Here is an 18,439-nt window from a genome sequence, read left to right as displayed (position 1 = left end):
TGACACACCGGGCATCCCCGGCCAGGATCGAGTCACTCGAGGGGGGAGGCTCGAGATCGCGGCCCGCGGCCCCCGCAGACGGTTCGCCGAGAGGGATCAGATCATGCGGATGGACATCACGACGAGGCGTGCGGCATTGTCGGCCGCCGTGGTCGCCGCCGCTCTCCTCAGTACCGCCATTTCGGGATGCTCCGCTTCCCAGAGCAGCGTCTCCTCCAGCGCGACTGGTGCGTCCAGCCCTTCGGTGGCACCGTCTTCCCCTGCCCGTGCCACGGCGCCGGTCCCGTCCGACACCACGTGGGCCGACGAGGGGCCGGTGCCGCTTCCGGACGAGCTCTTCCAGGACGGCGGCATGACTCTGAGTGAGTACAGCACGTCGGATCAGCCCGGGACGCAGTACATCGACACGGCGTCCGAAACCGTCGTCAAGGAGGGGGTCGGCACGGGGGAGTATCAGGTGACCCTGGACGATGCGCGCCGTGGGGAGCGCTATCGCGTGCAGCTCGTGTGCCCGTCCGATGCGACGGGGAAGAGCGACGTGTACGTCTCCGACTCGCCCACGTCGAAGGGGCAGTGGCAGGCGGGGTCCGAGGCCATGTGCGGTGACTGGTCGGCAGGCCTGCCTCCCCGCCAGAAGGACGGGCCTTTCACCGTCACGGTGCAGGTGGAGAACGATCGCCCGTTCCGGGTGGCCGTCACGAAACTTCTCGGCGGATGACGGCGCGGGCGTCGGCCCACCGTCGGCTCCGGCGGTGGCCCGCCCGGGCCGTTCGGATCGGGGAGGACTGAGACGCTCAGCGTCTGTCGCGGCCGCGCAGCGCGTCCAGCTGCCGGCGGTCCCGCTTGGTGGGCCGGCCCGCGCCGCGCTCGCGGTACGGCACGGCGAGCAGTTCACGCGGCACGGGCGGCGGGGAGTGGTCCACGTACTGCTGCCGGGCCACGGGGGCGCCCACCCGCTTGGCGATCAGCCCGGTGACCTCGAGGATCCGCTCACGTCCGTCCTGGCGCACCCGCACCCGGTTCCCGACGACGACGGGCGTCGCCGCCTTCACGGGCTCGCCGTCGATGCGCACGTGGCCCGCGCGCACGGCCGCCGTGGCCGCCGACCGGGTCTTGTACAGCCGCACGGCCCACAGCCACGCGTCGATGCGGACGCCGCTCACTCCCGCTCCCTCACGCGAAGCGGGCGCGGATCGCGGCGCCGTGGGCGGGCAGGCGCTCGTCCTCGGCCAGCACGCCGATTCCGTCCGCGACCTCCTTGAGCCCGGTCTCCGTGTAGCGGATGCGCTGCTGCAGGCGCAGGAACGTCACGGTGTTCAGCCCCGATGAGAAACGGGCCGTCCCGGAGGTGGGGAGCACGTGGTTGGACCCGGCCGAGTAGTCGCCCAGCGGCACGGGGGCGTGCGGGCCCACGAACACGGCGCCGGCGTTGCGGAGGCGCCCCACGAGGGCCTCGGGGTCGCGGGTCTGGATCTCGAGGTGCTCGGTGGCGTACCGGTCGGAGACCTCCACGGCCTGGTCCATGTCCCGCACCAGCAGCACGCCGGACTGCGGTCCGGTGAGCGCCTCACGCAGCTGCTCCTCGTGGAGCTGCCCGGGCACCTGCGCCTCGATCGCCGCCTGCACGTCCCGGAGCAGGTCCTCGGAGTCCGTGATGAGCACGGAGGCGGCCAGCGGGTCGTGCTCGGCCTGGCTGATCAGGTCCGCGGCCACCCAGTCGGCGCGGGCGGTGCCGTCGGCGATCACGGCGATCTCGCTGGGCCCGGCCTCGGCGTCCACGCCGATCACGCCCTGCAGCGCGCGCTTCGCGGCGGCCACGTACACGTTGCCGGGCCCCGTCACCAGGTCGACGGGCGCGCAGAGCCACCCGCCGTCGTCGTCCTTCACGCCGTGCGCCAGCATGGCGACGGCCTGGGCGCCGCCGGCCGCGTAGACCTCGTCCACGCCCAGCAGCGCGCACGCGGCGAGCACGGTGGGGTGGGGCAGGCCGCCGTGGTCCCGCTGCGGGGGCGAGGTCACCGCGAGGCTCCCGACGCCGGCCGCCTGCGCGGGCACCACGTTCATCACCACCGAGGAGGGGTACACGGCGCGGCCGCCGGGCACGTAGAGGCCCACACGGCCCACGGGGAGCCAGTGGTTCTCGACGACGGCGCCCTCGCCGAGCTCGACCGTCGAGTCCTGGGGGTGCTGGGCGGCGTGCACGAGCCGGGCCCGGCGGATCGACTCCTCCAGCGCCGCGCGCACCTGCGGGTCGAGCCCGGTCAGGGCGGCCTCGAGCGCCTCCGCGGGCACGCGCAGGGCCGGCGGGCGGACGCCGTCGAACCGCTCGGCCAGCTCCAGCAGGGTCTGCTCGTCGCCGTGGCGGACCTGCTCGAGGATCGGGGCGACCACCGGCACCACGGAGGACACGTCCACGTTCGCCCGCGGGATGATGCGGGACAGGTCCGCGGTGGCGGTGTCGAGCGGGCGCAGGTCGGTGACGGAGAGCACGGATTCCTCCAGAGGGGCGGTGGCGGGCCGGCGGGACGGGGCGCGACGACGGCCGGGCCCGGACCGCGCGGACGGTCAGGCTCCATTGTGCTCTTCTCCGGGGTGCGTCCGGGGGCGGGTGTCAGACTGTCGTCATGGTCCTCCCCGCCCTGTCCGCCCTCGCGCCCCCGCCCCTGCTGACCGCCCTGGACCGCCTGTTGGCGGGCGAGACCGTGCCGTCCGGGGTGGAGGGGGACTTCCAGGACGGGGCGGCCGCCACCACGCGGGCCTTCGGCGTGGAGTGGGGGACGCTGCTGACCGTGCTGATGGCGTTCGCGGTCGGCGCGGCGGTCGTGTACCTGGCCCTGCAGGTGGCTCGCGTCGTGCTCGTGCGCCGCCCCGCGTTCCAGCACGGCGCCGCGCGGCTGAGCCTGCCGGCCGCCGTCGCCGCCGGCCTGCTGGCCTCCCGGATCTGGCTCGGGGTCATGGCCGAGGAGCAGACCTGGTACCGGCCGGCGTCGTTCCTGATGCTCATCGCCGTGGCCGCCGCGGGCGCGTGGGCCGCGTGGCGCCTGGTCGGCGTGATCGAGGCGGGGATCCTCGGCCGCTACCAGGAGACCGGCGTCGAGCACCGCCGCGAGCGACGCATCCGCACGCAGACCATCCTGATCCGGCGCATCCTCAACGCGGTGATCGTGGTGGTGGCCGTCGCCGTGGTCCTGCTGGGGGTGCCCGAGGTGCGCTCGCTCGGGGCCGGCCTGCTCGCCTCCGCCGGTGTGATCTCCGTGATTGCCGGCCTGGCCGTGCAGTCCACACTGACCAACGTGTTCGCCGGCTTCCAGCTCGCCTTCACGGACGCGATCCGGGTGGGCGACGTGGTGGACATGGAGGGCGTGTTCGGCACCGTCGAGGAGATCACCCTGTCCAACGTGGTGCTCAAGCTTTGGGACGGTCGCCGCATGGTCTACCCGTCCTCGCACTTCACCACCCAGCCGTTCGAGAACTGGACGCGGGTGGGCTCCGAGGTCTCCGGCGTCGTGGAGCTGGACGTGGACTGGCGCGTTCCCATGGACGCGCTGCGCGCGCGACTCACCCAGCTGCTCGAGTCCACGGACCTGTGGGACGGACGCGAGCACGCGCTGCAGGTGACCGACGCGACCGGCGGGGTCGTGCGCATCCGCGCCGTGGTCTCCGCCCGCAACTCCGGCGACCTCTGGGACCTGCGCTGCCTCGTGCGCGAGGACCTCGTGACCTTCCTGCGCCACGAGCACCCCGAGGGCATCGTGGTGCAGCGCATGGTGGACGGGCACCCCGCCCACGACGACGCGGCCCCCGCCTCCGAGGGCTCCGACGCGGGGGCCCGCGATGGCGACCCGACGGGCGAGCCGGGCCCGGACGGCTCCGGGGTGGCGGCCCGCGAGCCGCGCCCGCGCACCGCGCCGCTGCCGCGCGTCGACGGCGCCGATCCGCGCCCGGACACCCTCACCACGCCGCTGACCCGCGTGGGCGACCACTCCGGTCTGTACACCGGCTCGATGACGGCGGTGCAGCGCAACCGCGAACTCGCCGGCCCGGGCGAGGAGGCGTTCGCCGAGCGGCGCGCCCAGCAGGCCAAGCAGGCGGCGGAGGCCGCGGCGGCGGACGAGGCCGGACGGCGCAGCGGCGCCGGCTCCCACGTGGACGGCCTCCTCGACGACGCCGTCACCCGCCGCCGTCAGGACGACGAGGACTGAGGCCCGGCGGGAGCGCTCAGCGCTCGAGCGTCGGGTCCCCGGGGTCGACGGGCGTGAGCCGACGCCGCTCGGCCATCGGCTCGGACGCGGGCAGGCCGTGGGCGGCCGGGTCCGTCTCGGCCACGTGGCTCACGGCCTCGGGCGTGTGGTCCCCGTACTGCCGGTACTCCTTCACGCACAGCACGGGCTGATCGATCTCCTGCAGCAGCTCGTCCGAGACCGATCCCATGACGAACCGGCCGAAGCCGCCGCGGCGGCGCACGCCGATGACCACGATGGACGGGTCCAGCTCCGCGGCCACGTCCTTCATCTCCTCCACCGTGGACCGGCCGCGCGCGTACTGGCGGAACTCGGCCGTCACGCCGGAGGCGTCCAACCGGGCCTGCACGCCGCGCTGCTGCTCCTCCGTGACGAGGGACTTGGTGCGGTGCTCGCCGCCGGGGCCCGCATTGACCACCACCACGCGCTCGCCGGTGGAGCGGGCGATGTCCAGGGCGGTGTCCAGCGCGGCGTCCGCGGCCTTCGAGGGGGCGTAGCCGACGAGGATGGTCATGGGGTGCCTCCGCGGGGTCGAGGGGTCGGGTCTGAGGCCAGCGTAGTGCGGGCCGGGCCCGCGGCGGAGGGGCTCAGCCCTCGCGCAGGTGGCGCAGGTGCGCGGCCACCGTCTGGACGGCCACGCGGGCCACGGTGCCGGTGAGGCCGGGATAGATGCGCGGGGCCAGGTCCTCGGGCGTGATCGTCGCCGCCTCGGTCTCGGGCAGTGCGGCCAGGGCGGCGCGGATCTGCTCCAGGCGGCCCTCGCGGTGGTGCCGGTAGTCGCGGGCGACGACGTCCAGCGGCTCCGGCACGGGCCCGTGCGCGGGCAGCACCGTGAGCGGACCCGCCGCCTCGAGGCGGCGCAGGCTGGCCAGGTAGTCGGTGAGGGTGCCGTCCGGGTGGTCGAGCATGGTGGTGCCCGAGCCGAGGATGGTGTCGCCCGTGATGACTGCGCCGTGCACGCCCGCGTCCGGGACGGCGAACGAGTAGGAGTCCGAGGTGTGGCCCGGGGTGTGCCACGCCAGCACCGGGGTGCCGGCGACGTCGATCCGCTCGTCCGGCGTCAGGACGGCGGCCCCGCCGCGGCACCAGTCCGGGTCGGCGGCGCGCACGGGCGCGCCGGTGGCCGCGTGGAACGCATCCACCCCGCCGGTGTGGTCGGCGTGCCGGTGCGTCACCAGGATGAGCGCGATCCGGCGGCCCTCGGCCGCCGCGCGGACGCGCTCGAGGTGGGCGGCGACGTCGTCCTCCGGGCCCGGGTCCACCACGACGGCCGCATCCGAGTCCGGTGCGGCGACCACGTACGTGTTGGTGCCCGCGAGGGTCATCGGGGAGGGGTTCTGGGCGGTCACGCAGCGCACCAGCGGGGCGGGCGTGGGGCCGGGCGTGGCGGGGGTCGTCGTCATAGGCTCGAGTGTATGGAGAACCAGCAGACCGGCCAGGCCGCGGACCGCGGCACCATCGACACGCGCGAGGGGCTCACGGGCAACTACGTGCAGTCCGGGGCGGAGTTCACGCGGGACACGAACTACATCGCGGACCGGATCGTGGCGGACCCGGAGGCCGTGCGGGCCCTGCCCGTGGCCGAGCCGTCCACGGTCGGCCGCGTGGGCGGCGGGCTCACCCAGGGGGCCGAGGCGTGGCCCGTCGAGGCGGGCCGCTACCGGCTCGTGGCGGCGCGGGCGTGCCCGTGGGCGAACCGGACGATCATCGTGCGGCGCCTGCTCGGCCTGGAGGACGCGATCTCGCTGGGCACCCCGGGGCCGACCCACGACGAGCGCTCCTGGACCTTCGACCTCGACGAGGGCGGGAAGGACCCCGTGCTCGGCACCGAGCGGCTCCAGGAGAACTACTTCACGCGGTTCCCCGACTACCCGCGGGGCATCACGGTGCCGGCGATCGTCGACGTGCCCACGGGCGGCGTCGTGACCAACGACTACCCGCAGATCACCCTCGACCTCTCGACGGAGTGGACCGCGTTCCACCGCGACGGCGCCCCGCAGCTGATCCCCGACGCCGGGCCGGAGCGGGACGAGATGTTCGAGGTGATCGAGCGCGTGTTCACCGAGGTGAACAACGGCGTGTACCGGTGCGGCTTCGCGGGCTCGCAGGAGGCGTACGACGCTGCGTACGAGCGGCTGTGGACCGCGATGGACTGGCTCGAGGAGCGCCTGACGACGCGCCGGTTCCTGATGGGGGAGCGGATCACCGAGGCCGACGTGCGGCTGTTCACCACGCTGGTGCGGTTCGACCCCGTGTACCACGGGCATTTCAAGTGCAACCGGAACAAGCTGACCGAGATGCCGGCGCTGTGGGGTTACGCGCGCGACCTGTTCCAGACCCCGGGCTTCGGGGACACGATCGACTTCGCCCAGATCAAGGAGCACTACTACGTGGTGCACGAGGACATCAACCCGACGAGCATCGTGCCCGCCGGCCCGGAGCTGGGGAGCTGGCTGAGCGAGCACGGGCGCGAGGAGTTCGGCGGGGACCCCTGGGGTGGCGGCACCGAACCCGGGCCCGTGCGCGAGGGCGAGCGCGTGGACCCGGAGCACACGCCGCTGCGGTGACGTCGCCCGGCCCGGCCCGCAACGCGGGTTGAGTTATCGCGGGTGGCGCGGCTGAACACCCGCGATAACTCAACCCGCGTTGGTATGCGCACCGGGTGAGCGCCACGAGGACGCGCCGGGGATTGTTGAACAATCATCCTTCATGCCTCAAGATTGTGTGACCGGCACCTCAGCCGGGCCCGATCCGAGAGGACTGCACCGTGTCTCACGCGCCGCAGATCGACCTGAACTCCGACGTCGGCGAGTCCTTCGGCTCGTGGACGATGGGGGACGACGCCGCCATCATGCCCTCCGTCTCCTCTGCCAACGTCGCGTGCGGCTTCCACGCGGGCGATCCCTCGGGGATCGCCCAGACCTGCCGTGACGCGGTCGCCGCAGGCGTCACGATCGGCGCGCACGTGGGCTACCGCGACCTCGCCGGCTTCGGCCGCCGCTTCCTGGACTGCACGCCCACCGAGCTGGCCGACGACGTCCTCTACCAGATCGGCGCCCTCGACGCGCTCGCCCGCGCGGCCGGCGGCCGGGTCCGCTACGTGAAGCCGCACGGCGCCCTCTACAACACGATCGTCCGTCACGAGGCGCACGCCCAGGCCGTCGTCGACGGCGTCAGGGCGTTCGGCTCCGACCTCCCGCTGCTGCTCCTGCCCGGCTCCGTCGCCCTGGACAAGGCGGCCGCCGCGGGGCTGCGCGGCGTCGCCGAGGCCTTCGCGGACCGCGGCTACAACCCGGACGGCACGCTCGTCTCCCGCCGCGAGCCCGGCGCGGTCCTCCACGACGAGGACGACGTCGCCGCCCGCATGGTGCGCCTGGCCACCGAGGGCGTCGTTGCGGCGGTGGACGGCACGGACGTGCGCGTCGACGCCGAGAGCATCTGCCTGCACGGCGACACGCCCGGCGCCGTGGCCATGGCCGCGGCCGTGCGCCGCGCGCTCGAGGGCGCGGGCGTGGCCATCAAGGCCTTCGCATGAGCGCCCCACATCACCCCGCCGCCGAGCCGCCGGCCCGCCCGATCCGCTGGGTCGGCACCCAGGGCTTCCTCGTCGAGTGCGCCTCGCTCGAGGACGTCATGGCCGTCCACGCCCACCTCACGGCCCACCCGGAGCGCGGCCAGCGCCAGGTCATGGCCGCCGCCGCGACCGTCCTGGTGACCTTCACCTCGCAGGCCGCCGCCGAGCACGCCGCACCGCGGGTCAGCACCCTCACCCCGGACGCCGGTGAGCTGACGGGGGGTCGGATCGTCGAGATCCCCGTGGTCTACGACGGCGAGGACCTCGCCGAGGTCGGCCGGCTCACCGGGCTCGGCGTCGACGGCGTCATCCGGGCCCACAGCGAGGCCGACTGGTTCGCCGCGTTCGGCGGCTTCGCGCCGGGGTTCATGTACTGCGCCTCCGAGGCGGCCCCGTTCGAGGCGCCCCGCCGCAACTCGCCCCGCACGGCCGTCCCCGCGGGCGCCGTCGCCGTCGCCGGGGCCTTCTCCGCCGTCTACCCGCGCACCTCGCCCGGCGGCTGGCAGCTGCTGGGCCACACCACCGCAGCCCTATGGGACCTCGGCCGCGAGCAGCCCGCCCTGCTGCAGCCCGGCGACCGTGTCCGCTACGTCCCCGTGCGCCCGACGGCGTCCGTCACCTCCGGCACGGACGCGGCGGTCGACGCCACCCCGCCCGCCGACGCCGCGGCCGGCCTCCCGTCCGCGGCCGGCCGCCGCGGCGTCACCGTCGTCGACCCGGGGCTCCTGACCCTGGTCCAGGATCTGGGCCGCCCGGGCCTGGGCGACCTCGGCGTCGTCGCGTCCGGCGCAGCCGACCGGGACGCGGCGCGCCAGGCGAACCGCCTCGTGGGCAACCGCTCACGCGAGGCGGTGCTGGAGACCGTCCTGGGCGGCCTCACCCTCACCGCGCACGGCCATCAGGTGATGGCCCTGGCCGGCGCCGAGGCCGGCGGGACGATCACCGCGGCCGACGGCGCCACGCGACGGGTGCCCGCCCGCGCCCCGTTCGTCGTGCTGGACGGCCAGACGCTGACGGTGGACGAGCCGGCCGGCGGCCTGCGCGTGTACGTGGGCCTCCGGGGCGGGCTCGACGTGCCGCCCGTGCTCGGCAGCCGCTCGACCGACACCCTGTCCGGGCTCGGCCCCGCCGCGCTAGCGGCGGGGGACCGCCTCGCCCGTCGCGTCGGCCCGGATGCGAGGGGCGCCGCCGGCGCCTCGGCCGCGAGCCCGACCGCCGCCGGCGCCCCCGCCTCGGAGGAGGCCGGCGTCGTGATGGTGGGGGACCCGGAGACCTCGCTGCGCCCCATGCCCGCGCCCGGCCAGGTGGCCGTGCTGCGCGTGGTCCCCGGCCCGCGCGACGACTGGTTCGGCGAGGCGGGCCTGGAGCGCCTGTTCACGCAGGACTGGGACGTGAGCCAGCAGAACGACCGGATCGGGGTGCGCCTCACGGCCCCCGACGACGGCGCACCGCTCGAGCGCGTGCGCGAGGGCGAGCTGAAGTCCGAGGGCGCCGTGCGCGGCGCGCTGCAGGTGCCGCCCTCGGGTGAGCCCGTCCTGTTCCTCTCCGACCATCCGGTCACCGGCGGCTACCCGGTGATCGGCGTCGTGGCCCGCGCGGACCTCAGCCTGGCGGCCCAGCTGCCGCCGGGCGCCCGCGTCCGCTTCGTCCCCCATCCCCGCCCCGGCGCCGAGACCGTCGTCGACTCCGCATCGCCCTCCGAGGAGACCCCCGCATGACCACCACCCCCGCCGCCCGCCCCGTGACGCGGGTGCTCATCGCCAACCGCGGCGAGATCGCCGTGCGCGTGGCCCGCGCCGCCCGCGACCACGGCATCGCCTCGATCGCCGTCTACTCGGATCCGGACGCCGACGCCATGCACGTGGCCGTCGCGGACGAGGCCTTCCACCTGCCGGGCGCGTCCTCGGCGGACACCTACCTGAAGATCGACGCGGTCCTCGACGTCGCCCGCCGCGCCGGCGCCGACGCCGTGCACCCGGGCTACGGCTTCCTCTCCGAGAACGCCGACTTCGCGCAGGCCGTGATCGACGCCGGGATGACCTGGATCGGCCCGTCGCCGGACGCGATCCGCGCCCTCGGGGACAAGATCACCGCCCGCTCCCTCGCCCAGCAGGCGGGCGCCCCGCTCGTGCCGGGCTCGGACGGCCCCGTGCCGGACGCCGCCGCCGCGCGCGCGTTCGCCGAGGAGCACGGCCTGCCGATCGCCATCAAGGCGGCCTTCGGCGGCGGCGGCCGCGGCATCCGCGTGGTGCGTGAGCTCGGCGACGTCGAGGACGCGTTCGAGGCGACCGTCCGCGAGGCCGTGGCCGCGTTCGGCCGCGGCGAGTGCTTCGTGGAGCGCTTCCTGGACCGCCCCCGCCACGTGGAGGCCCAGGTCCTCGCCGACGAGCACGGCCACGTGGCCGTGCTCGGCACCCGCGACTGCTCCCTGCAGCGCCGCAACCAGAAGCTCGTGGAGGAGGCCCCGGCGCCGTTCCTCACGGACGAGCAGCGCGAGCGCATCCACACCTCCGCCCGCGAGATCTGCCGCGCCGCCGGGTACACCGGGGCCGGCACGGTCGAGTACCTCGTGGCCCCGGACGGCCTCATCAGCTTCCTGGAGGTCAACACCCGCCTGCAGGTGGAGCATCCCGTCACCGAGGAGGTCTTCGGCGTGGACCTGGTGCGCGAGCAGTTCCGCATCGCCGCCGGCGAGCCGCTGAGCATCCCCGAGGACCCGACCCCGCGCGGCCACGCCCTCGAGTTCCGCCTCAACGCCGAGGACCCGGCGTACGGCTTCCTGCCCGTGCCCGGCCCGATCGACGCGTTCGAGGCCCCCACCGGCCCCGGGGTCCGCATGGACTCGGGCGTCCGCACCGGCTCCGTGGTGCCGGGCGAGTACGACTCCCTGCTCGCCAAGCTCATCGTGTGGGGCGAGGACCGCGCCCAGGCCATCGCCCGCGCCCGCGACGCCCTGGCCGAGCTGCGCATCGACGGCGTGCCCACCGTGGTGCCGTTCCACCGCGCCGTGCTCGAGCAGGACGCCTTCACCTCGGGGGACCGCCTCGGCGTCTACACCACGTGGATCGAGTCCGAGTTCGCCGAGCCGCTGGCCGAGTCCCCCTACCTGGGCGCCGAGGTTCCCGCGGGCGGCCGCACCGCCGTCACCGTCGAGCTGGACGGCCGCGCCGTGCGACTGGGCCTGCCCGCCGATCTCTACGCGGCCCTCCTCGGAGGCGGCGGCGCGGGTGCCGCGGCCCCGGCCGACGCCGCGGGCGCCGGGAAGCCCGACGACGACGGCGCCGTGGCCTCGCCGGTCACCGGCACCCTGGCCTCGTGGAAGGTCGAGGACGGCGCCGAGGTGGCCGAGGGTGACACGGTCGCGATCGTCGAGGCGATGAAGATGGAGACGCCGATCCGTGCCCCGCGTGCGGGCCGGATCCAGCTCCTCGTGGCCGAGACCCCGGCCTCGGTGACGCGCGGCCAGGCGATCGCCCGGCTGGGGGCGTGAGGGTGCCGGCGCGCGACGGTGTCACCGGGGCGGACCTCGCGCCCGGCGCCGGTGACGGGGAGTCCGCCCCGGCGCCGGCTCCCGTGGCCGCGGCCGCGCAGCTGCGGCAGCGGATCGCGGCGGCCGGGCTCGTGCCGGGGGAGCGGCTGGGAGAGGTGGCGCTGGCCGGCGAGCTCCAGGTCAGCCGCAACAGCCTGCGCGAGGCGTTCACCATGCTGGCTGCCGAGGGCCTCGTGGAGCGCCGGCCGCACCGCGGGGTGTTCGTGGCGGCGCCGGGTCCGGAGGACGTGCGCGGGCTGTACCGCACGCGTCGGGTGATCCAGCTCGGCGCCCTCGAGCACGGAGAGCTCACCCCCGGCGCGGCGCGCCACCTGCGCTGTGCCCAGGACCTGCTCTCGGGCGGCCCGGACACCCCCGCGCGGATCCTGGGCGACGCCAACCATCGCGTCCACGTCGGCATCGTGGACCTGGCCGGCGCCCCCGAGCTCACGCGGCTCATGGCATCGGTGCAGGCCCGCGTGCGCCTGGCGTTCCACCCCATGGACGAGCAGACGCACCTGCACGTGCAGTTCGCGGACCGCAACCGGTGGATCGTGGAGCGGCTGCTGGCCGGCGACCTGCCCGCGGTGCACGCCATGTTCGGCGACTACCTGGACGAGGCGGAGCAGTTCGTCCTGGCGCACCTCGCCGCCGCGGGGGACTGACCGCCTCCCCGGGCCCGGACGGTCACGGGACCTGGAACATCCGGTCCGGCAGGTCCGTGATGAGCATGTGCCCGGGCGCGTGCGTGATGGCCAGCGGCGGGCGGGACTCCATGATCGCCGCCTGCGGCGTCACCCCGCACGCCCAGAACACGGGCAGGTGGCCCTGCGGGACCTCGACGGCGTCGCCGAAGTCCGGTGCCGACAGGTCCGTGATCCCGAGGCCGGCCGGGTCGCCCACGTGCACGGGCGCGCCGTGCACCGCGGGGTAGCGGGAGGTGATGCGCACGGCGTCGGCCACGCGGTCGGCGGGGAGGGGGCGCATCGAGACCACGAGCGGGCCCGAGAGGCGGCCCGCCGAGGCGCAGCGCCGCGTGGTGCGGTACATCGGCACGTTCACGCCGGCGTCCTGGTGGGCCATCCGGATGCCCTCGGCCACCAGGGCGGACTCGAAGGTGAACGAGCAGCCGATCACGAACGTCACGAGGTCGTCCCGCCACACGTCGAGCAGATCCGTGGGGCGGCCCGTCTCCACGCCGTCGCGGTACACCACGTACTGCGGCACGTCCGTGCGGACGTCGCCGTCCAGTGCGGGGCCGTTGACCTCGCCGGCCTCGAACACGCCGAGCAGCGGCAGGGCCTTGGGGTTGCGCTGGGCGAAGAGCAGGACGTCGTAGGCGTGGTCCTGCGGGATCGAGACGAGGTTCGCCTGCGCGTAGCCGTCGGCGATCCCCGAGGTCGGCCGCACGAGCCCCGCACGGAAGCGCTCGCGGGCCTGCGCGGGGGTCGTGGCGCCGTCCAGCGGCGGCAGCGGCGTCGTCGTGGTCATCTCAGCCACCGGTGATCATCGTGACCATGGGGATGAACCCGCGCACCGCGATGAACACGGACACGATCCACGCGAGCGCGCCCATCACGAGCAGCCACGCCGGGTAGCGGTAGCCGTGCAGCAGGTCGCGGCGGCGCCAGGCCACGTACAGGAGGGCCGCGAAGCCGACCGGCAGGATCATGCCGTTGAACGCGCCGGCGAACACGAGCAGCGTCTGCGGCGCCTGGCGCAGGGCCAGGTAGAGGGCGGTGCAGACCACGATGAAGGCGACCGTCAGCAGGTTGCGGGTGCGGGCGCTGGTGGTGGAGCGGGTGATGAAGCTGATCGAGGTGTACGACGCGCCGATCACGGAGGTCACGGCGGCGGCCCACAGGACGATGCCGAACATGCGCAGCCCGATGTCGCCGGCGGCGGCCTGGAAGGCGGAGGCGGCCAGGCTGTCCTTGGCCAGGACCGCGCCCGAGGCGACGACGCCGAGGATCGCCAGGAACAGGAGGGCACGCATCAGGCCGGTCACGAGGATCGAGGCCACGGAGCTGCGGGTGATGTCCTGGACGTCGTCCACGCCCTTCACTCCGGAGTCGATCATGCGGTGGGCGCCGGCGTAGGTGATGTAGCCGCCGATGGTGCCGCCCACGAGGGTGACGATCACGAAGAAGTCGACCTTCTCCGGCATCACGGACTGGCGCAGGGCCTCGCCCACGGGCGGGGCGGAGGTGATGGCCACGTACAGCATCAGCAGGATCATGACGGCGCCGAGCACCACCACGATCCGGTCCAGGGCCACACCGGCGCGCTTGGAGAGGAAGATCAGCAGCGCGATGAGCGCGGAGACGGCGCCGCCGATCAGGGGGTCGACGCCGAGCATGGCGTTCGCGCCGAGGCCGGTGCCGGCGATGTTGCCGATGTTGAAGACCATGCCGCCGAGGAACACGAGCGCGGCGAGGACCCAGCCGAGGCCGGGCAGGACGCGGTTCGCCAGCTCCTGGGCGCGCATGCCGGAAACGCCGATGACACGCCACACGTTCATCTGGACGGCGATGTCGATGAGGATCGAGACCAGGATGGCGAACGCGAACGCGGCGCCCATCTGGACGGTGAACGTGGCGGTCTGCGTGATGAAGCCGGGGCCGATGGCCGAGGTGGCCATGAGGAACATGGCGCCGAGCAGTGCGGTGCGCCGGGTGGCGCTCGCGGCGCGGGAGTCGGTCTTCGGCGCGGTGCCCGAGGGGGTCGAGCCGTCCGGTCCGGCGTGGGGGATGTCTGCGTGGGACACGGTGGTCACCTTCGTCGAGGGCGCCAGGCGAGGTGACGGGCGTCACGAGGCGCTGGGGAGACGGTAGCTGTTGTTGAACAATCCTGGCAACAGGAAGAGCGAGTGTCGTGGCATCCCCGTCCGAAGGAACGCCTCACCTGTCTGGCGCGCCCCGCCCCGCGCCGCGACCATGGAGACATGTCGCACACGTCTGAACAGTCCTCACCCCTGGCCGATCAGCTCCAGCCGGGCGGTCCCGACGAGCCGCACGCCACCGGCGGCGTGCATGCCCGCCTCAACTGGCTCCGCGCGGGCGTGCTCGGCGCCAACGACGGCATCGTGTCCGTCGCCGCCACCGTCGTCGGTGTCGCCGGCGCGACGACGGCGCTCACCCCGATCCTGCTGGCCGGTGCCGCCGCCGTGGTCGGCGGCGCCTTCTCCATGGCGCTGGGCGAGTACGTGTCCGTCTCCTCGTCCTCCGACTCGCAGAAGTCGCTGATCGCCAAGGAGCGCCGCGAGCTCGAGGAGGATCCCGAGGGCGAGCTGGAGGAGCTCGTGCAGCTCTACGAGGCGGACGGCCTGAGCCGGGCCACGGCCGAGGCCGCCGCGCGGGAGCTCACCGAGAAGGACGCGCTCGCCGCGCATCTGCGCATGGAGCTGGGCATGGCGGAGGAGGACGTCGTCAGCCCCTGGGCCGCCGCCGGGGCCTCCTTCCTCTCGTTCCTCGTGGGCGCGCTGCTGCCCTTCCTGACGGTCGTCCTGGCGCCGGTGGGCCTCCGCGTCCCGTTCACGTTCGGCGTCACCCTCCTGGCCCTCGCCGTCACCGGCTGGGTCGGGGCCCGGCTCGGCGACGCGCCCGCGCTGCGGGCGGCCGTGCGTGTCGTCCTCGGCGGCGCCCTGGCGCTCGGCCTGACCTTCGCGGTGGGCTCGCTGCTGGGGGCGTCGGTCGCCTGATCCGCGCCGCAGGGGTGGGCCGGCCCAGCGCCCGTGGCCGCGCCGAGCCGTGGCGCGCGGAGCGGCCCTGGGGGCCGAGGACCGTGCGCATACCACAGGCGCCCCCCGTCGAGTTGAAGCGACGCCCACGGTTCGCGTAAGATAGGACGGCGCACGCCGCGTTGTTCTCGTCGTTCCATCGGTCAGGTGACCGGGCGGACGGCGGGTCGGAAAAGCAACGCGCTCCCGCAGACCGGATCCCGGGACGTCCTCAGGGCGGACCGGGGCTCACCGTCCACACCAGCGATCCCATAAGGAACTTCGGTTGGCTCTCACCCAGCCTGGTCCCCCTTTTCGAGAAGTCGCAGTAAGAGTGCGGTGTCCACACCCGGGGCGGGGCTCACAACAGGTGTCCGCGGACAGGTCCGCGGCTCGCCGCCATGCGGGTTCCGCCCGTCCTTTTACTACTACTTGCCACGAGGAGTGATCATGGCAGCTCACTGCCAGGTAACCGGGGCTGGGCCGGGATTCGGCCACAGCATCTCCCACTCGCACCGTCGCACCAAGCGCCGGTTCGACCCCAACATCCAGAAGAAGACCTACTGGGTCCCCTCCCTGCGCCGCAACGTCACCCTGACGCTGTCCGCCAAGGGCATCAAGACCATCGACGTGCGCGGTATCGACGCCGTCGTGGCGGACCTGATCGCGAAGGGAGTGAAGCTCTGACATGGCCAAGGACAAGGACGTTCGTCCGATCATCAAGCTGAAGTCCACCGCCGGCACCGGGTTCACCTACGTGACCCGCAAGAACCGCCGGAACAACCCGGACCGCATCACCCTGAAGAAGTACGACCCGGTGGTCCGCAAGCACGTCGACTTCCGAGAGGAGCGCTGAGATGGCCAAGAAGTCCAAGATCGCCAAGAACGAGCAGCGCAAGGCCATCGTGGCCCGTTACGCCGAGAAGCGTCTCGAGCTGCGCAAGACCCTCGTGGACCCGAACGCGTCGGACGAGGCCCGCGAGGCCGCCCGCCTGGGCCTGCAGAAGCTGCCCCGCGACGCCTCCCCGGTCCGCGTGCGCAACCGCGACGCCATCGACGGTCGCCCCCGCGGCACCTTCCAGCGCTTCGGCATCTCCCGTGTGCGCTTCCGCGACATGGCGCACCGTGGCGAGCTGCCCGGCGTGACCAAGTCCTCCTGGTGACCTGAGGCCCGGTCTCCGGGCGCTCGGCACCACCGCGACGGCGGCGTCCCTCCTGAGGAGGGGCGCCGCCGTCGTCGTGCCTCGGGGATCAGGGCCGCCCGGGTCACGGGAAATCGCGGATTCTCGCGGTTCAGGGGGCGATTCGCCCGCGGAGAGATGGTACGTTCACAACTGGCAGCCCGGTCCGAACGGCCCGGGAACCGTAACCGACGTCCCATAGGGAGGACCCATGGCCATGAACCGCAAGGAACTCGTCGCCGCCGTCGCCGAGCGCTCCGGCAACACCCAGGCCGCCGTCAGCGATGTGCTGGACGCCCTCTTCGAGGTGTTCACCGCCCAGGTCAAGAAGGGCGAGAAGGTCTCGATCCCGGGCTGGCTGGCCGTGGAGCGCACCGAGCGCAAGGAGCGCACCGGCCGCAACCCGCGCACCGGCGAGGAGATCACCATCCCGGCCGGCCACTCCGTGAAGGTGACCGCCGGCTCCAAGCTCAAGGCCGCCGCCTCCGAGTGATCCCGGTCGCGGCGCGGGTCCCCGGACCCACGCCGTACGCCGCAGGACGGGCGTCCCACCCTCGGGTGGGGCGCCCGTCGTCGTCCCCGGCCGCGTAGGATGGGCGGACGATCGTCCGGCCGACGTGGACCGGGGCCGTCAGGAGAGGAGTCGTGGCATGCGCAGCGCCGTCGCCGCCGCTCCCTGGGCCCCGTCCGACCTCGAGGACCCCGGTCCGCGCGTCGTGCGTGGACCGGCCCGTCTGGCCCGGGGCTGGGCCGGGGCCCTGGCGATGACCGCCCTGGCCGCGCTGTTCCACACCGCCGCCGAGCCCGGCCACGGGTTCCCCGAGGTCGGCGTCGTCGCCTTCGCGGCCGTCCTCGCCGCCCCGCTCTGCACCGCCCTGGCGGGCCGCGCCCTCTCGCTGTGGCGCACCGCCGCCGCCGTCGCGATCGCCCAGGGGCTGTTCCACGTGTTCTACGGGCTCGCCGCCGGCGGCCACGCCGTGGCGCCGGCCGCCGGCGTCGACCCCGCCCACCTCGGCCACGCCCGCCCCGGCGCCGGGGCCCTCCTGGCACCGGGGGAGGCCCTGTCCGGCGCCCCCGCCGGCCACCTGACCGACCTGCGCATGCTCGCGGCCCACGTGATCGCCGCGGCCCTCACCGTGCTGGTGCTGCGGCGCGGTGAGGCCCTCGTGCTCACCATCGCCGAACGCGTGGTGGCCGCCGTCTGCCCGCCACCGGCCGCGCACGGCCCCCTGCCGACGCCGGCCCGCCTCCGTGTCCCCGTCCCGCCGGTGCTCCGGCCGGCGACGTCCCTCGCCCTCCTCAGCTCTCCGGGGCGGCGCGGCCCGCCGTTCGCCCTCGCGGCCTGAGGACGCCGGCTCCGTCCGCGTCTCGAGGCCCGACCGCGCCCGACGACCCTTCGGAACGGTCCGCCCGCGACTCCCGTCCGGGACCGCGGCAGACCCGTGAGGACACCACCATGCATCACCAGACCACCCCTGTCCGCCGCGCCGCTCGCGCCGCCGTCGGACTCACCCTGCTGCCCGCCCTCGTCGTCGCCGGAGCCGCCCCCGCGGCCGCGCACGACGAGCTCATCCGCACCGCCCCCGCGGTCGGCGAGACGGCCACGACGGCGCCGTCGGAGGTCTCACTGACCTTCAGTGGCGAGCTGATCGACGGCGAGGGCATCCAGAACCTCATGCAGGTCCGCGATGCCGACGGCAATCAGTGGCAGTCCGCCGCCGGCACCGTGGACGGCTCCACCTTCTCCGCGCCGCTGTGCGAGGGCCTGCCCAACGGCGACTACGAGGTCGCCTACCGCGTCGTCTACTCGGACGGACACTCCGAGGAGCGCTCGTTCGACTTCGCGGTGGACGACCCGGCCGCACCGGCCGCCGGCACCGCGCCCCAGGGCTGCGGCACCGCCGTCGCCGGGGCCTCGACCGCCGCCTCCCCGGAGGCCACGGCAGGCCAGGGCGACGCCGCCTCGGCCGAGGCGACCCCGCAGGCGGACGCCTCCGACGCCGCACAGCCCGCGGACACCGACGCGCTGCCCGCCTGGGTGTGGGTCGTCGGCATCGCCGGCCTGGCCGTGCTCGTGGTCGCCTTCCTCCTGATGGGCCGCCGCGCCCGCGCACTCGGCCACCTCGACGACGGCCGCTGACCTCTGACCCCCGGCCGGCCCCTGAGGGGACCGGCCCCGCCCTCGCGCGCCCGCAC

The 18,439-nt window shown here is 74.5% G+C and carries 21 protein-coding genes; 14 read left to right on the top strand and 7 right to left on the bottom strand.

Features of this window, described 5'->3' with window-relative positions; genetic code table 11:
• Positions 1 to 96: 96 nt before the first annotated feature.
• Positions 97 to 354 carry a hypothetical protein gene (locus tag AC3RKA_RS09375; RefSeq protein ID WP_050773821.1) on the bottom strand — a complete coding sequence of 86 codons (258 nt, stop codon included), beginning with the start codon at positions 352 to 354 and terminating at the stop codon, positions 97 to 99.
• Here AC3RKA_RS09375 and AC3RKA_RS09370 point away from each other — a divergent pair.
• The gene (locus AC3RKA_RS09370) at positions 353 to 718 is read left to right on the top strand and encodes a hypothetical protein (RefSeq protein WP_036334575.1); all 366 of its coding nucleotides are present in this window, start codon (positions 353 to 355) and stop codon (positions 716 to 718) included. The genes AC3RKA_RS09375 and AC3RKA_RS09370 overlap by 2 nt on opposite strands.
• A 76-nt stretch (positions 719 to 794) precedes the next feature.
• Here AC3RKA_RS09370 and AC3RKA_RS09365 read toward each other — a convergent pair whose 3' ends face one another.
• On the bottom strand, positions 795 to 1,163 hold the full coding sequence (locus AC3RKA_RS09365) for an RNA-binding S4 domain-containing protein (RefSeq protein ID WP_002855797.1): 369 nt from the start codon (positions 1,161 to 1,163) through the stop codon (positions 795 to 797).
• A 10-nt stretch (positions 1,164 to 1,173) separates the two neighbouring features.
• Entirely contained in the window at positions 1,174 to 2,490 is a 1,317-nt protein-coding gene (gene hisD / locus AC3RKA_RS09360) for a histidinol dehydrogenase (protein ID WP_002855799.1), read from the bottom strand.
• A 134-nt stretch (positions 2,491 to 2,624) separates the two neighbouring features.
• Between hisD and AC3RKA_RS09355 the strand changes: the two genes are divergently transcribed.
• Positions 2,625 to 4,202: a mechanosensitive ion channel family protein gene (locus tag AC3RKA_RS09355; RefSeq protein ID WP_065572513.1), complete on the top strand. Its 1,578-nt coding sequence runs from the start codon at positions 2,625 to 2,627 to the stop codon at positions 4,200 to 4,202.
• 16 nt (positions 4,203 to 4,218) lie between these two features.
• On the opposite strand, the gene AC3RKA_RS09350 is transcribed toward AC3RKA_RS09355, so the two are convergent.
• Together AC3RKA_RS09350 and AC3RKA_RS09345 are read right to left on the bottom strand one after the other, a co-directional pair.
• Positions 4,219 to 4,755 (bottom strand): universal stress protein, encoded by a 537-nt coding sequence (locus tag AC3RKA_RS09350; RefSeq protein WP_002855803.1) that lies wholly within the window; start codon positions 4,753 to 4,755, stop codon positions 4,219 to 4,221.
• A 73-nt stretch (positions 4,756 to 4,828) separates the two neighbouring features.
• Positions 4,829 to 5,644: an MBL fold metallo-hydrolase gene (locus tag AC3RKA_RS09345; RefSeq protein WP_136940401.1), complete on the bottom strand. Its 816-nt coding sequence runs from the start codon at positions 5,642 to 5,644 to the stop codon at positions 4,829 to 4,831.
• A 12-nt stretch (positions 5,645 to 5,656) separates the two neighbouring features.
• On the opposite strand from AC3RKA_RS09345, the gene AC3RKA_RS09340 reads away from it, so the two are divergent.
• The 5 genes from AC3RKA_RS09340 to AC3RKA_RS09320 all read left to right on the top strand — a co-directional run bounded on the left by AC3RKA_RS09340 (position 5,657) and on the right by AC3RKA_RS09320 (position 12,009).
• Entirely contained in the window at positions 5,657 to 6,808 is a 1,152-nt protein-coding gene (locus tag AC3RKA_RS09340) for a glutathione S-transferase family protein (RefSeq protein ID WP_002855816.1), read from the top strand.
• A 200-nt stretch (positions 6,809 to 7,008) separates the two neighbouring features.
• Positions 7,009 to 7,776: a LamB/YcsF family protein gene (locus AC3RKA_RS09335; RefSeq protein ID WP_155934298.1), complete on the top strand. Its 768-nt coding sequence runs from the start codon at positions 7,009 to 7,011 to the stop codon at positions 7,774 to 7,776.
• Positions 7,773 to 9,533, top strand: a complete 1,761-nt coding sequence (locus tag AC3RKA_RS09330; RefSeq protein ID WP_489727153.1) for a 5-oxoprolinase subunit B/C family protein — start codon at positions 7,773 to 7,775, stop codon at positions 9,531 to 9,533. The genes AC3RKA_RS09335 and AC3RKA_RS09330 overlap by 4 nt, the downstream gene beginning before the upstream one ends.
• Positions 9,530 to 11,305, top strand: coding sequence for an acetyl/propionyl/methylcrotonyl-CoA carboxylase subunit alpha (locus tag AC3RKA_RS09325; protein WP_489727152.1), 1,776 nt, complete (start codon positions 9,530 to 9,532; stop codon positions 11,303 to 11,305). The genes AC3RKA_RS09330 and AC3RKA_RS09325 overlap by 4 nt, the downstream gene beginning before the upstream one ends.
• Entirely contained in the window at positions 11,302 to 12,009 is a 708-nt protein-coding gene (locus tag AC3RKA_RS09320) for a GntR family transcriptional regulator (protein ID WP_489727151.1), read from the top strand. The genes AC3RKA_RS09325 and AC3RKA_RS09320 overlap by 4 nt, the downstream gene beginning before the upstream one ends.
• Positions 12,010 to 12,031: 22 nt before the next feature.
• Here AC3RKA_RS09320 and AC3RKA_RS09315 read toward each other — a convergent pair whose 3' ends face one another.
• Both AC3RKA_RS09315 and AC3RKA_RS09310 read right to left on the bottom strand, forming a co-directional pair.
• On the bottom strand, positions 12,032 to 12,844 hold the full coding sequence (locus AC3RKA_RS09315; RefSeq protein WP_336265300.1) for a putative hydro-lyase: 813 nt from the start codon (positions 12,842 to 12,844) through the stop codon (positions 12,032 to 12,034).
• The gene (locus tag AC3RKA_RS09310; RefSeq protein WP_489727150.1) at positions 12,837 to 14,120 is read right to left on the bottom strand and encodes an NRAMP family divalent metal transporter; all 1,284 of its coding nucleotides are present in this window, start codon (positions 14,118 to 14,120) and stop codon (positions 12,837 to 12,839) included. The genes AC3RKA_RS09315 and AC3RKA_RS09310 overlap by 8 nt, the downstream gene beginning before the upstream one ends.
• A gap of 168 nt (positions 14,121 to 14,288) precedes the next feature.
• Between AC3RKA_RS09310 and AC3RKA_RS09305 the strand changes: the two genes are divergently transcribed.
• The 7 genes from AC3RKA_RS09305 (at position 14,289) to AC3RKA_RS09275 (ending at position 18,383) form a co-directional block, all read left to right on the top strand.
• The gene (locus AC3RKA_RS09305; RefSeq protein WP_336265297.1) at positions 14,289 to 15,044 is read left to right on the top strand and encodes a VIT1/CCC1 transporter family protein; all 756 of its coding nucleotides are present in this window, start codon (positions 14,289 to 14,291) and stop codon (positions 15,042 to 15,044) included.
• A gap of 468 nt (positions 15,045 to 15,512) precedes the next feature.
• Positions 15,513 to 15,749 carry a 50S ribosomal protein L28 gene (gene rpmB, locus AC3RKA_RS09300; RefSeq protein WP_002858335.1) on the top strand — a complete coding sequence of 79 codons (237 nt, stop codon included), beginning with the start codon at positions 15,513 to 15,515 and terminating at the stop codon, positions 15,747 to 15,749.
• 1 nt (position 15,750) lies between these two features.
• Positions 15,751 to 15,918 (top strand): 50S ribosomal protein L33, encoded by a 168-nt coding sequence (gene rpmG, locus AC3RKA_RS09295; protein ID WP_002858336.1) that lies wholly within the window; start codon positions 15,751 to 15,753, stop codon positions 15,916 to 15,918.
• Between the two features lies 1 nt (position 15,919).
• Positions 15,920 to 16,225 carry a 30S ribosomal protein S14 gene (gene rpsN / locus AC3RKA_RS09290; RefSeq protein ID WP_002858338.1) on the top strand — a complete coding sequence of 102 codons (306 nt, stop codon included), beginning with the start codon at positions 15,920 to 15,922 and terminating at the stop codon, positions 16,223 to 16,225.
• A 229-nt stretch (positions 16,226 to 16,454) separates the two neighbouring features.
• Positions 16,455 to 16,736, top strand: coding sequence for an HU family DNA-binding protein (locus tag AC3RKA_RS09285; protein ID WP_002858339.1), 282 nt, complete (start codon positions 16,455 to 16,457; stop codon positions 16,734 to 16,736).
• A gap of 157 nt (positions 16,737 to 16,893) precedes the next feature.
• Positions 16,894 to 17,589 (top strand): hypothetical protein, encoded by a 696-nt coding sequence (locus AC3RKA_RS09280; protein ID WP_336265295.1) that lies wholly within the window; start codon positions 16,894 to 16,896, stop codon positions 17,587 to 17,589.
• 110 nt (positions 17,590 to 17,699) lie between these two features.
• Positions 17,700 to 18,383 carry a copper resistance CopC family protein gene (locus tag AC3RKA_RS09275; protein ID WP_336265294.1) on the top strand — a complete coding sequence of 228 codons (684 nt, stop codon included), beginning with the start codon at positions 17,700 to 17,702 and terminating at the stop codon, positions 18,381 to 18,383.
• Positions 18,384 to 18,439 lie beyond the last annotated feature (56 nt).

The organism is Micrococcus sp. iso_229 (genome assembly GCF_058072725.1).
This window is presented reverse-complemented; position numbering and strand designations above follow the sequence as displayed.

Bases quoted from the DNA above. Each gene is read 5' to 3' on its own strand.
- AC3RKA_RS09370 (WP_036334575.1), top strand. From the start codon at position 353: ATGACTCTGAGTGAGTACAGCACGTCGGATCAGCCCGGGACGCAGTAC.
- AC3RKA_RS09375 (WP_050773821.1), bottom strand. From the start codon at position 354: ATGCCGCCGTCCTGGAAGAGCTCGTCCGGAAGCGGCACCGGCCCCTCG.
- AC3RKA_RS09355 (WP_065572513.1), top strand. From the start codon at position 2,625: ATGGTCCTCCCCGCCCTGTCCGCCCTCGCGCCCCCGCCCCTGCTGACC.
- AC3RKA_RS09350 (WP_002855803.1), bottom strand. From the start codon at position 4,755: ATGACCATCCTCGTCGGCTACGCCCCCTCGAAGGCCGCGGACGCCGCG.
- AC3RKA_RS09345 (WP_136940401.1), bottom strand. From the start codon at position 5,644: ATGACGACGACCCCCGCCACGCCCGGCCCCACGCCCGCCCCGCTGGTG.
- AC3RKA_RS09340 (WP_002855816.1), top strand. From the start codon at position 5,657: ATGGAGAACCAGCAGACCGGCCAGGCCGCGGACCGCGGCACCATCGAC.
- AC3RKA_RS09330 (WP_489727153.1), top strand. From the start codon at position 7,773: ATGAGCGCCCCACATCACCCCGCCGCCGAGCCGCCGGCCCGCCCGATC.
- AC3RKA_RS09325 (WP_489727152.1), top strand. From the start codon at position 9,530: ATGACCACCACCCCCGCCGCCCGCCCCGTGACGCGGGTGCTCATCGCC.
- AC3RKA_RS09305 (WP_336265297.1), top strand. From the start codon at position 14,289: ATGTCGCACACGTCTGAACAGTCCTCACCCCTGGCCGATCAGCTCCAG.
- rpmB (WP_002858335.1), top strand. From the start codon at position 15,513: ATGGCAGCTCACTGCCAGGTAACCGGGGCTGGGCCGGGATTCGGCCAC.
- rpmG (WP_002858336.1), top strand. From the start codon at position 15,751: ATGGCCAAGGACAAGGACGTTCGTCCGATCATCAAGCTGAAGTCCACC.
- rpsN (WP_002858338.1), top strand. From the start codon at position 15,920: ATGGCCAAGAAGTCCAAGATCGCCAAGAACGAGCAGCGCAAGGCCATC.
- AC3RKA_RS09285 (WP_002858339.1), top strand. From the start codon at position 16,455: ATGGCCATGAACCGCAAGGAACTCGTCGCCGCCGTCGCCGAGCGCTCC.
- AC3RKA_RS09280 (WP_336265295.1), top strand. From the start codon at position 16,894: ATGCGCAGCGCCGTCGCCGCCGCTCCCTGGGCCCCGTCCGACCTCGAG.
- AC3RKA_RS09275 (WP_336265294.1), top strand. From the start codon at position 17,700: ATGCATCACCAGACCACCCCTGTCCGCCGCGCCGCTCGCGCCGCCGTC.